This is a genomic window from Caballeronia cordobensis (assembly GCF_001544575.2).
Lineage (GTDB): Bacteria > Pseudomonadota > Gammaproteobacteria > Burkholderiales > Burkholderiaceae > Caballeronia > Caballeronia cordobensis.
Map to the genome: position 1 here is coordinate 348,612 of NZ_FCNY02000004.1, position 12,070 is coordinate 360,681.

General features: G+C 61.8%; 9 protein-coding genes. All 9 read left to right on the plus strand.

Annotation, left to right across the window (positions count from 1 at the left end; genetic code table 11):
* Positions 1 to 411 precede the first annotated feature (411 nt).
* The 9 genes from AWB70_RS10240 to AWB70_RS10280 all read left to right on the plus strand — a co-directional run bounded on the left by AWB70_RS10240 (position 412) and on the right by AWB70_RS10280 (position 12,070).
* Positions 412 to 1,470: a porin gene (locus AWB70_RS10240; RefSeq protein WP_053571821.1), complete on the plus strand. Its 1,059-nt coding sequence runs from the start codon at positions 412 to 414 to the stop codon at positions 1,468 to 1,470.
* 295 nt (positions 1,471 to 1,765) lie between these two features.
* On the plus strand, positions 1,766 to 3,019 hold the full coding sequence (locus tag AWB70_RS10245; RefSeq protein WP_053571820.1) for an MFS transporter: 1,254 nt from the start codon (positions 1,766 to 1,768) through the stop codon (positions 3,017 to 3,019).
* A 54-nt stretch (positions 3,020 to 3,073) separates the two neighbouring features.
* Positions 3,074 to 3,922 (plus strand): dihydroorotate dehydrogenase electron transfer subunit, encoded by an 849-nt coding sequence (locus tag AWB70_RS10250; protein ID WP_053571819.1) that lies wholly within the window; start codon positions 3,074 to 3,076, stop codon positions 3,920 to 3,922.
* Complete coding sequence (locus tag AWB70_RS10255) at positions 3,915 to 4,865, plus strand: dihydroorotate dehydrogenase (protein WP_053571818.1); 951 nt, start codon at positions 3,915 to 3,917, stop codon at positions 4,863 to 4,865. Before AWB70_RS10250 ends, AWB70_RS10255 begins: the two co-directional genes overlap by 8 nt.
* 75 nt (positions 4,866 to 4,940) lie before the next feature.
* A complete protein-coding gene (locus AWB70_RS10260) occupies positions 4,941 to 6,194 on the plus strand; it encodes a hydantoinase/carbamoylase family amidase (protein WP_082378204.1) in 1,254 nt (417 codons plus the stop codon).
* A 455-nt stretch (positions 6,195 to 6,649) separates the two neighbouring features.
* A complete protein-coding gene (locus AWB70_RS39200; protein ID WP_053571816.1) occupies positions 6,650 to 8,659 on the plus strand; it encodes a glycosyl hydrolase family 18 protein in 2,010 nt (669 codons plus the stop codon).
* Between the two features lie 88 nt (positions 8,660 to 8,747).
* Complete coding sequence (gene gspG / locus AWB70_RS10270; protein WP_053571815.1) at positions 8,748 to 9,209, plus strand: type II secretion system major pseudopilin GspG; 462 nt, start codon at positions 8,748 to 8,750, stop codon at positions 9,207 to 9,209.
* A 17-nt stretch (positions 9,210 to 9,226) separates the two neighbouring features.
* Positions 9,227 to 10,411 carry a type II secretion system F family protein gene (locus AWB70_RS10275; RefSeq protein WP_053572134.1) on the plus strand — a complete coding sequence of 395 codons (1,185 nt, stop codon included), beginning with the start codon at positions 9,227 to 9,229 and terminating at the stop codon, positions 10,409 to 10,411.
* A 3-nt stretch (positions 10,412 to 10,414) separates the two neighbouring features.
* On the plus strand, positions 10,415 to 12,070 hold the full coding sequence (locus AWB70_RS10280) for a GspE/PulE family protein (protein ID WP_053571814.1): 1,656 nt from the start codon (positions 10,415 to 10,417) through the stop codon (positions 12,068 to 12,070).

Genomic DNA, 12,070 nt, shown 5'->3' on the forward strand with positions numbered 1-12,070 from the left:
ATCTCGTGTGACCGGTCCAGGCGTTTCCCGGTTGCGCCATCACATACCCACTCACAACCGCGCACAGCGCCGCCGGCGAGTTTCACCGGCGCGGCGGCCGCATCACCTCTTGTCCAGAAGCGTTTGCAATAGCCTGGCGCCGTCCCGGCCTTTCGCTATCTCGGCCACTATCACGCTCGTATAAAAATTCGAATGGATTATATCGCCACGCGATTCTACGGCCCGATTGCTAGGGAAAATCCTGACAACTTTCCGGCAAACTTCCGCGTAAAAACGGATATTCTATCTTTGTCTAGTTTTTTGGACGTATCGACGACCGGGTCAATCGGCGTCCACGTCACCGCCGCCGATGCGAGTTCATCTGGCGAGCGGGCCGCTCCTGGAAAAGCTGGACAAACAGGAGATCCGTCAATGTCAAAGAAGCACTTCAACGCGCTTTCCGCGGTATGCATAGCGAGTGCGGCGTCGCTCAGCACGCCCGCAATCGCGCAGTCCTCTGTTTCGCTCTACGGCCTCATCGATGGCTTCGTGGGTGAAGTGAAGAATCCGGGCGCGCACTCGGCAACAGTCATGCAGGGCGGCGGAATGTCGACGTCGTTCTGGGGTCTTCGTGGAACGGAAGACCTCGGAGGCGGCTACTCGACCTACTTCGTTCTCGAATCTTACTTTCAACCCAACAACGGCACGTTCGGGCGGTTCGCCAACGACAGTTTCTTCTCTCGCAACGCCTATGTCGGCCTTGCCACGCCCTACGGTTCGATACGCGCCGGCCGCCTCACGACGCCCCTGTATATTTCGACCATCAACCAGAACCCGTTCTTCAACTCGTACACGTTCTCGCCGTGGATCCTGCACACGTACAAAGGTCTCGGACCTCAGGGCGTGGTCGGAGATTCCGGCTGGAACAACGCCGTAGCCTATTCGACGCCCAACTGGGCGGGACTGACCGGCCAGCTCATTTACTCGTTCGGCAATTCCGCCAGCCAGCCCAGCTCCAAGAAATGGGGCGCGCAGCTCGGGTATGCCAACGGGCCGTTTCAGTTGACCGCCAATTATCAGTGGATCAACTACAGCAATTTGGCGGGCGACATTGCAAGCTCGCTGCCGGGCGTCGCGGGGCTGCAAAGCCAGGCCACCGCCCAACTAGCTGGTTCATATAATTTCAATGTCGTGCGCGTCTTTGCCGGCTATATGAATATCCGCGACAAGGCGGCCCCCGGCACGATCACCACGAACACGGAACATATCGGCGTCACAATTCCCGTTGGAGCCTCGAGCATCCTAGCCGCACTTGCGTATTCGAAGTCGTCGGGCACGAACAGCAACGACGTGAATCGCCTGACATGGTCCGTCGGTTATGACTATCCCCTCTCCAAGCGCACCGACGCCTACGCAGGGTTCAAGTACGACCGCTATGACAGCTTGTCCACCGGATTGACGTACGGCGTCGGGCTCCGTCATCAATTCTGAAACGGCATGCCGGGATTCAAGGGTTTTTACCCATTCGATTCGTATTGCGGTCATCTGAGAAAGAGTCTAGTCTAAATATTTAGACGAACGAGCGCACCAAGAGACGCTTCCGCTAGTCATGCAGTGAAATCCAGCTTCTATATCGGACCACGCTTGCAATTTCGGTGATTGTTGCCTGGAGCCGCAAGCCGATTTTGAGTCGTCCGAGCCGTCTATTTTTTTGTACAAACGGCGAAATAGAAGCCAGAAATGTGAATGGCGGAAGTCGATATCCGAGGTGTCAATGGAGAAAGGAATGGAAGCGAACGCGAAAGCAGCCGTATGCGAGAGATCTATTGCTCCGGCGGCGTCGGAACGACCCGACAAATACGCATGGAAAGCGCTGGCCGGGTCAGCCATCGGTTATGCGATGGATGGCTTCGACCTGCTCATTCTCGGATTCATGCTTCCGGTCATCGCGCTGGAACTGCATCTCACCACGCAACAGTCCGGCGCGCTGGTGACATGGACGCTGATTGGCGCCGTGGCCGGCGGCATCATCTTCGGTGCGCTCAGTGACCGGTTCGGACGCATCCGTGTGCTGACATGGACGATCGTCCTGTTCGCGGTCTTCACCGGACTCTGCGCCTTCGCCACCGGCTTCTATGATTTGCTGGCCTATCGGACCATCGCGGGCATTGGCCTCGGCGGCGAATTCGGCATTGGGATGGCGCTTGCCGCGGAGGCCTGGCCGGCAAAACACCGGGCACGCGTCTCGTCATACGTCGCGCTCGGATGGCAATCCGGCGTGCTTGCCGCCTCGCTGCTGACACCGCTTCTGCTGCCTCATATCGGCTGGCGCGGCATGTTTCTCCTCGGCGTGGCGCCCGCATTGGTCGCGTGGGTGGTCCGAAACAAGCTCCACGAGCCGGAAGTGTTCGTCCGCACCAAGACGACGGAGAAGAAACCCAATGCCTTCCGCATGCTCGTGATCGATCGCCGCACGACGCGCACGAGCCTGGGCATCGTCATTCTCTGCGCGGTACAAAACTTCGGCTACTACGGCATCATGATCTGGCTGCCGACGTATCTCGCGAAGACACTTGGCTTCGGGCTGACGAAATCGGCATTGTGGACCTCGGTGACCATCGTCGGGATGATGGTGGGTGTATACGTCTTCGGACAACTGGCGGACCGTATCGGACGCAAGCCGACATTCGTCATGTTCCAGATAGGCGCGGCTGCAATGGTCGTTGTCTACTCCACGTTGGGCGATCCTACGGTGATGCTCTGGGCAGGCGCGCTATTGGGCATGCTCGTCAATGGAATGATAGGCGGGTACGGTGCTCTGATTTCGGAAGCATATCCGACTGCCGCGCGTGCAACCGCACAAAACACGCTCTTCAATATCGGCCGCGCGGTGGGCGGCTTCGGTCCGATCGTCGTCGGCAGTCTCGCCGCAACCTATTCGTTTCAGGCAGCCATCGCCCTTCTGGCAAGCATCTATGTTCTCGATGTGATCGCCACGATTTTCCTCGTGCCCGAATTGAAGGGCAAGGAACTCGATTGAACGTTCGCGCGTGAGACCCGCGGGTCTCGCAGTCATATAAAGAGTGGAGTCGTCATGTCAGCAAGCCCGTGCGGCGGCGGAAAAGCCGCGACCGTTGCTTCTCATCGTTGCCGCGTCGTCGAACATTACTGGGTGAATCAGCGATACAAATACATTCGCCTCGAAGCGGATTCTCCTATCGCAACGGTCACGCAGGCTGGTCAGTTCTATCAGCTCAAGTGCCCGACCACGGCCGAGCACGAACCCTTCCTACTCCGGCCAATGAGTGTCTATGGCGCGGGACCGGAAGACAACCGTATCGAGTTTCTCTACAACGTGACCGGCGTCGGCACGAAAGCCATGGCGACGTTGCCGGAAGGCGGCTACATGGACATCGTCGGGCCGCTTGGCAACACGTTTACGTTCAGCCCCGGCTATCGCCGCATTCTGGTCGTCGCGCGAGGCGTGGGCCTGGCCACGATGGCGCCGCTCGTCAGGGAAGCGTCGCAGGCGGGCGTCGCGATCACCGCGGTCATGTCGGCCCGTTCGCCGGCGGATCTGATGGAGAAGGAGTTTCTGCGCGGCGCAGTCGCCGACGTTCGCAGCGTCTTCGATGCCGACGGTTCCTCTTCGGTCGAAGCCGTCGCGATCCTGATTCGCGATCTGATTCACGAGCAGCAACCCGATGCGGTGTACACCTGCGGATCGCAGCGCCTGCTCATGCTGCTCCAGCGCGTCCTGAACGACTATCCGCACGTCACCGCCGAAGTCGCCATGGAGCAGCACATGGCCTGCGGCATGGGCGTTTGCCTGTCCTGCGTGCGCATGTTCGATTGCGATGGAGACCGTAGATTTCTGCGTGTCTGCCGCGAAGGTCCCGTGTTTCCGATTCGTGAAGTCGTCGGGGAGGTGGAATTTGGCTAATCTCACGACCCGGGTTGGCGACCTGATCCTGCGCAACCCCGTCATGCCGGCGTCCGGCTGCTTTGCGATCGAATATCGGGAGGCGCTCGACTTCAACCGTCTGGGCGCGCTCGTCGTGAAAAGCGTGTCGCCCAAATCGCGCGCGGGTAATCCGACACCTCGCGTAGCCGATTGCCACAGCGGCATGCTGAACTCCATCGGTATCCCTAGCAAGGGTCTCGACTATTACCGCGAGCACGTACTGCCGCCCTACCTGAAATTCAACACGCCCGTTGTCGTTTCCATCTCGGCCGATACCGCGGATGAATTCGGCGACGCGTGCGAGCAAATGTCGTTGCCCGAAGTCGCGGCCATCGAAGCCAATATCTCGTGCCCGAACCTCGAAGCCGACGGCATGGCTTTCGCGATGCTGCCGGAAACGACGTACAAGGCGGTCACCGCCATCCGTCGCCGTACCCGGCATCCGTTCTGGGTCAAGCTCACGCCGAATGCGAGCAACATTGCCGCCGTCGCGCGCGCAGCCGAGGACGCGGGCGCCGACGCCATCGTCATGGGAAACACGGTGCTCGGCATGGCCATCGACATCCGGACGCGCAAGCCCAAGCTGGGGAATGTGATGGGCGGCCTTTCCGGTCCCGCCATCAAGCCGATCGCACTCCGCCTCGTGCATCAGTGTTATCGCTCTATCCGCATTCCGATCATCGGCTGCGGCGGAATTCAGAGTGCCGAAGACGCGATCGAATTTATGCTCGCGGGGGCAAGCGCCGTTCAGGTGGGCACCGCGTCCTTCCGCGATCCGGGCGTCATGCAAAAGATCGTTGACGGCCTCGCGGCTTATTGCGACGAGACAGGACTCGAACGGATCAGCGACCTTACGGGCCAACTCAAGCTCGACCACCAACTGAGCGACCGATGGCTGCGCTTCGCGCAACAATCGGGCTGAGCCGAGGGAATGGAGTGCCATCGCGCGCCTTTGAAGCACCGGTAATCCGGCGTCTCCTGCAATTGGATAAGCAATATGGAAATTGTTGATCTGGCCGACCTCGCGCAAAAGCTCTTCGGTGACATCCGTGCGCTGTCTTCTGACGGCGTGGGCGTCACGCGCGACAGCTACGGCGAGGGTGAATCGGCTGCCGCGGGTTATCTCGCCGGCTTTGCGGAGGCAGAGGGATTGCGCGTCGATATCGACCGTGCAGCGAATCTGATTTTCAGCTTGCCGGACACGGACCCCGACGCACCCGCGGTGTGGGTAGGCTCGCACATGGACTCCGTTCCGCAGGGCGGCAACTTCGATGGACTCGCGGGAATCATTGCAGGCCTGTTGTGCCTGGTCACGCAAAGGCGCAGCGCCGAGCCATCGCCCACGCCGCTGCGCGTGATCGCGTTTCGCGGCGAGGAAAGCGCCTGGTTCGGAAAGGCATACATGGGCTCAGGCGCGGTCTTCGGCAAGCTTTCACCGCAAGACCTCGAACTGAAGCACCGCTCGTCCGGACAAACACTGTCCAGCCATATGAAGAACGTGGGAGCGGATGTCGACGCGATCGCTTCCGGCGAGATCCTGTTCGACAAGTCGAAGGCCAAGGCTTATCTGGAACTGCACATCGAGCAGGGGCCGGTTATGGTGGCGAGAAAGATTCCGCTCGCCGTGGTGCCCGGAATTCGCGGCAATGTGCGGCACAATCGCATCACCTGTATCGGCGAAGCCGGACATTCCGGCGCCGTGCCCCGCTGGTTGCGACATGACGCCATGTTCGCCGTCGCCGATCTGATCACGCGGCTGGACGAGCATTGGCGCGTGCTGCTCGAACGCGGCATCGACCTGGTCGTGACGAGCGGCGTCGTCGGCACCGATCCTGTCGAGCATTCCATCTCCCGCATTCCCGGCACGGTCGGTTTCAGTTTCGAAGCGCGCAGCAAGAGCCGCGACACGCTCGAAGGGTTCTATCGACTCATGCGCAGCGAATGCGCGTCGATCGAGCGGGAACGCGGCGTCCGCTTCGAGTTCGACCGTCGCCTCGAATCCGCGCCGGCGACGATGGACGAAACTCTTTGCAACGCGCTTGCGGCATCGTGCAAGCGCTTCGCGATCGATTTCGAAGCGGTTCCCAGCGGCGCAGGGCACGATGCGTCGCTGTTTGCCAATGCGGGTATCCCGAGCAGCATGCTATTCATCCGCAACGAGAATGGCTCACATAATCCTTACGAAGCAATGGAAACCGAGGATTTCATCTTGGGCGTGATGGTGCTCGCCGACACCATCAACCGTCTTTGACGAATACGGCTTGAAACTGAATGCAACCCGCTTCGATTCGAGTAAGAATAGAAGCACTAAACGGACTCTTCGGGGTCCGTTTTTTTATTCGACGGCAATAGATTAATCAATATCCCGTACCGGCAAACCGATATCGACACGGCTACTGTTTTGCGAATCCATGAACGAAAGCATTCGAACGCGGGGTTTGTAAGCCGGCCATTTCGACGCCTGCAATATTTCATAATCAGCACAGCGCGCATCAGGCAACGTCTCCGCAGCGTTTCAGCCATCGAAATTCAATGATTGGCTTTAATAGGAAACCTGAACTTCGAATTTAGTTGCCTAGTTTCATCAGTTAGATTATCTGTAGATCTGCATATGCTTCCATGGCCGCTCGATAAGACTGCATGTCGGGCGCGAAAATACCAGGGATCGAAACGAATCGGGCATATCCACGCAAAGGAGACGGTCTCATGAACCGCTTTGGTAAGCAGTACAGATCTATTGCATGCACGGTCGCTGCGCTCGTTGCATATTCAGTCGCGGCATGGGGCGCCGAATGGCAGGAAGGCACGACTTATTCGGCCGGAACGACCGTCACCTATAACGGGCACACGTATCAGGCGCTTCAGACGCACACGGCGTACGCCGGCGCTGGCTGGACGCCTTCCAGCACGCCGACGCTGTGGAGAGATCTGGGCACTTCGGGGACACCGACGCCTGCGCCCGCTCCTGCTCCGACACCCACGCCGACACCCACGCCATCTCCGACGCCCACGCCCACGCCCACACCGACACCATCGCCGACTGCGTGCTTTGCGGCGTGGTCCGCTTCGAAGATCTACGCGAATGCGGGAACGAAGGTGACGTACAACGGACGCAACTATCAGAACAAGTGGTGGACACAGGGCGAGAATCCGTCGCAGTCCGGGACGTATGGCGTATGGCAAGACATCGGCGCGTGTTCGGGCACGCCGACGCCTGCTCCGACGCCGACGCCGACGCCGACTCCGACTCCGACTCCGACTCCGACTCCAGCACCTGCGCCAACGCCCACACCAACGCCAACACCAACGCCAACACCAACTCCTACGCCTACGCCTACGCCTACGCCGACACCGGCACCGGCACCGGCACCAATACCTACCCCCACGCCCGCACCGGCACCCACACCCGCGCCCAGTCCCGCAGGCGCACGCGAGGTCGGCGGCTATTTCGCGCAATGGGGCATCTACGATCGCAACTACAAGGTGAAGGACATCGATACGTCGGGATCTGCCAAGACGCTTACGTTCATCAATTACGCGTTCGGCAACCTGTATCAGAAGAACAACGGCTACGAGTGCGGCATCGTCAACAAGGCGGAGCCGGGCGCGACCAATCCGAATGCGCCCGATGCGGGCACCGGCGGCGATCAGTGGGCGGACTACGGCAAGGGCTTCGCCGCGAACGAATCCGTCAACGGCAAAGGCGATACCTGGGACGCGCCGCTCAAGGGCAACTTCAATCAGCTCAAGTTGCTCAAGGCGAAGTATCCGAACGTGAAGATCATCATCTCGCTCGGCGGATGGACCTGGTCGAAGTGGTTCAGCAAGGCCGCAGCCACCGATGCGCTGCGCAAGCAGCTCGTCTCGTCGTGCATCGATCTTTATCTGAAAGGCAATCTGCCCGTGGATAGCGGTTCGTCCAGCGGCGGCAACGGCGTGGCGGCCGGGATCTTCGATGGCATCGACATCGACTGGGAATTCCCCGGCGGCGGCGGCCAGCCGTACAACTACGCCGACCCGAGCGACAAGCAGAACTACACCCTGCTGCTCGCCGAGTTCCGCAAGCAGCTCGACGCCTACGGTACCCAGACGGGCAAGCGCTATGTGCTCACGGTCGCGATCGGCGCGGGCGGGGACAAGATCGCCAACACGGTGCCGGGCGAGTACAGCAAGTCGCTCGACTGGATCAACGTGATGACGTACGACTACCACGGCGGATGGGAAGCCACCGGGCCGACGGACTTCCAGTCGAACCTGTATGGCGACCCCAACAGTCCGAACATGAAGTCCGCGCCGCTCAACACCTACGTCGGGGATACGGCCGTCAAGGCGCTGCTCGCCGCGGGCGTGCCGGCCAACAAGATCGTGCTGGGCATTCCGTTCTACGGACGCGGCTGGACCGGCGTCACACCCGGAGCGAAGGGCGATGGCCTGTATCAGAAGGCGACCAAGGTCGCGCCCGGGAAGTACGAAGACGGCTATCAGGATTACAAGATGCTCAAGACCCTTCCCGGCACGGTCTACGAACATCCGGTGGCCAAGCAGTCGTACAAGTTCGACGGCACGACCTTCTGGGGCTTCGACTCCCCCGCCACGATCCGCGTCAAGAACGACTACGTGAAGCAGAACGGCCTGCGCGGCGTGTTCGGCTGGGAACTCGACGGCGACGGTCCCAACGCGGAACTCCTGACGATCATGGGCGAAGTCAACAAGTAAGCCCGACAGGGCCGCGCGCGACGGCGAAATCAACAAGCACTGCCGTCGCGCGCGAACGAAAAGCACAACAGAACAAGGGGAGACAGCCATGCAGAACACTTCGTCCGCATTGAGGGCGCAACTCGCGCGACCTGGTCTCAGCTTGCGCCGGCGCGGCTTCACGTTACTCGAACTGCTCGTCGTCCTGCTCATCATCGCGCTTCTGGCGGGCTATGTCGGGCCGAAGCTCTTCGGCGAAGTGGGCAAGGCGCGCAGCAAGACGGCGGCCTCGCAGATGAAGGGCATCGAAAGCGCGCTCGACCGCTATCGGCTCGACACGGGCCACTATCCCGCCACCGAGGCCGGCCTTCCCGCGCTGATGACCAACGTCGGCAACTCGGCGGGCTGGGACGGCCCGTACATGAGCAGCCAGATTCCGAACGATCCGTGGGGCAAGCCGTACATCTACCGGTCCCCCGGCGAGAACGGCAAAGACTATGACCTGATGACCTACGGCGCCGACGGAAAACCGGGCGGAAGCGGCGAGGACGCCGACATCGTCGCCAAATGACAGGCGCGGTGGCTGTCATGCGATATCGCGTTCGTGTCGACACCGACGGCGGCCCGCAAGAGCTCGATCTCGACGCCGCCGACGAAGCGCAGTTGCGCCAGAGCGTCGCCGCGATGGGACTCGCGCTGATCGAGGCGACGCCCGTCGACAAGAAAAGGTTCTCGCTCTCGCTCAAGAAGCCGGTGTTCGAGCGCGCGCTTTTCACGCAGGAGCTGATCGCGCTGCTCGAAGCGGGCCTGAGCCTCGTCGAAACCGTCGAGACGCTGCGCGACAAGAGCAAGGAAGGCCTCAACCGGACGGTCCTGCAAACGATCGTCGATGCACTCTATGAGGGCGAGCCGCTCTCGCGCGCGCTCGAACGCCAACCGGCGCATTTTCCGCCGCTCTATGTCGCAACGGTCGCATCCGCCGAGCAGACCGGCCATCTCGCCGAAGCACTCAAGCGCTATCACCACTACGACGCGCGGCTCGCGGTCGTGCGCAAGAAGGTCGTGTCGTCGATGGTGTATCCGTCCATCGTCATTGCGGTCGGCGCGTCGATCATCCTGTTCATGGCGTTCTACGTGGTCCCGAAGTTCAGCCAGGTTTTCGCGACGATGAAGGACATGCCGCCCACCGTGCGCGTGATGCTCGCGTGGGGGAATCTCGTCGAGAAGCACGGCGGCGTGCTGCTCGCCGCGATGCTCGCCCTGCTCGCCGGCGCGGGCTGGTCGCTCAGGAGTCCGGCCGTGCGCGGCAAGCTGTTCGCGGCGTTTCTGCGCCTGCCGAAGCTCGCCGGCTATCAGCGGCTTTTCGCCCTGACGCGCTTTTATCGCACGCTCGGGCTGTTGCTCGCGGGCGGCATGTCGGTGGTCGCGTCGATGGAGCTTGCCGCGCAACTGCTGCCGCCGCAGATGCAGACCGCGCTTGCGCAGGCGCTCGACGACATCCGCGCGGGCCAGGCGCTGTCCCGCGCGCTGCCCGCCGCGAACCTGACGACGCCCGTCGCGGAGCGGCTGATTCGCGTCGGCGAGCAGAGCGGCGAACTCGCGGGCATGGTCACGCGCTCGGCCGAATTCTGCGACGAAGAACTCGATCGCGCCATCGACACGCTGATGCGCGTCGTCGAGCCGGTGCTGATGCTGGTCGTGGGCGGCGTCGTCGGGACGATCATTTTTTTGCTCTACATGCCGATCTTCCAACTTGCCGGAAGCGTGGGGTAAAACATGGCACAGACGACCCCGATGGACCAATCGCCCGTGCGCGCGCTGCGCCCGAAGCAGCAACAGTTCTGGGACGACGCCGGGCACGATCCCGCCGATTATCTGAACAAGGTGAAGCAGACAATCGGCCTCGCCGCCTTCAGCGCCGAAGCGCTCGAAACGCTCGAGCCGCGCTTCGATCTGCTGCCCTTCGGCGAAGCCATGGCGCGCCGCTGTCTGCTCGCCGCCGGCAACAATGCCCGGCTCTGGCTCGTGCTCGCCGATCCCTTCGATCCGAACCTGCGCGCGTGGGCGATGCATCGCGTGAAAAAGCCGTTCGCGTTCGCGTTTTGCGTGCCCACCGAGTTGATGGCGTATCTCGCGCTGCACGAATCGGCTCATCAGGCGCTCACGCAGATCGATGTCGGCAGCCAGTCGGCGGCGACGGCGGATGCGGGCGTCGAAATCACGCTCGCGACACTCGCATCCGACGTGCATCCGGTGATCCGGCTCGTCAATTCGTCGCTGTACGACGCGCTGAAGGCGCGCGCGTCCGATATTCATATCGAGAGTACGGCGACGGGGCTCGTCATCAAATACCGCATCGACGGCGTGTTGCAGGAGACTGCGGCCGCGCCGGGCGTCGATACGGCCGAGCAGGTTCTGTCGCGGCTGAAGGTGATGGCCGATCTCGATATCGGCGAGCGGCGCATTCCGCAGGACGGGCGCTTCAAGGCGCTGATCAACCAGCGCGAAATCGATTTTCGCGTCTCGATCATGCCGTCGATACATGGCGAGGACGCCGTTTTGCGCGTGCTCGACAAGCAGCGCGGCGAGGCCGGATCGACGACGCTCAGGCTCGACGCGATCGGCCACGAGCCGGAAATCGTCGATGCGATCCGCGCGATCGCGCACGAGCCCTACGGCCTTTTGCTCGTGACCGGCCCGACCGGCTCGGGCAAATCGACGACGCTCTACGCGACGCTCACCGAGATCAACACGGGCGACGAAAAGATCATCACGATCGAAGATCCGGTGGAATACGAGTTGGGCGGCGTCTTGCAGATTCCGATCAACGACAAGAAAGGGCTGACGTTCGCGCGCGGCCTGCGCTCGATCCTGCGCCACGATCCGGACAAGATTCTCGTCGGCGAAATCCGCGACGGCGAAACGGCGGGCATCGCCGTGCAGGCCGCGCTGACGGGCCATCTCGTGCTGACCTCGGTGCACGCGAACAACGTGTTTTCCGTGCTCGACCGCTTCCTGCACATGGGCGTCGACATGCACAGCTTCGTGGACGCCCTGCTCGGCGCGGTCGCGCAGCGCCTCATGCGCAGGAACTGCCCGCATTGCATCCGTGACGACGCGCCGCCCGACGACGCCACGCTGCGCGCTTCCGGCCTCACGCGCGAGCAAGTCGCGGCATGGCGCTTTCGCAAGGGCGCTGGGTGCGAGGCGTGCCGGCGCACGGGCTATCTCGGGCGTCAGCCGATCGCGGAGGTGCTGCGCCTGAACGACGCCATCAAGCAATGTTTCGTCGAGCGGCGGCCGATCATGGAGCTGAAGCAACTCGCGCTGTCGAGCGGTTTCGTGCCGATCCGGCAGATCGCGCTGCGCGCCGTCGCGGATGGCCGCACGACGCTCGCCGAAGTGAACCGCGTCACGATGGTCGAGGTTTGA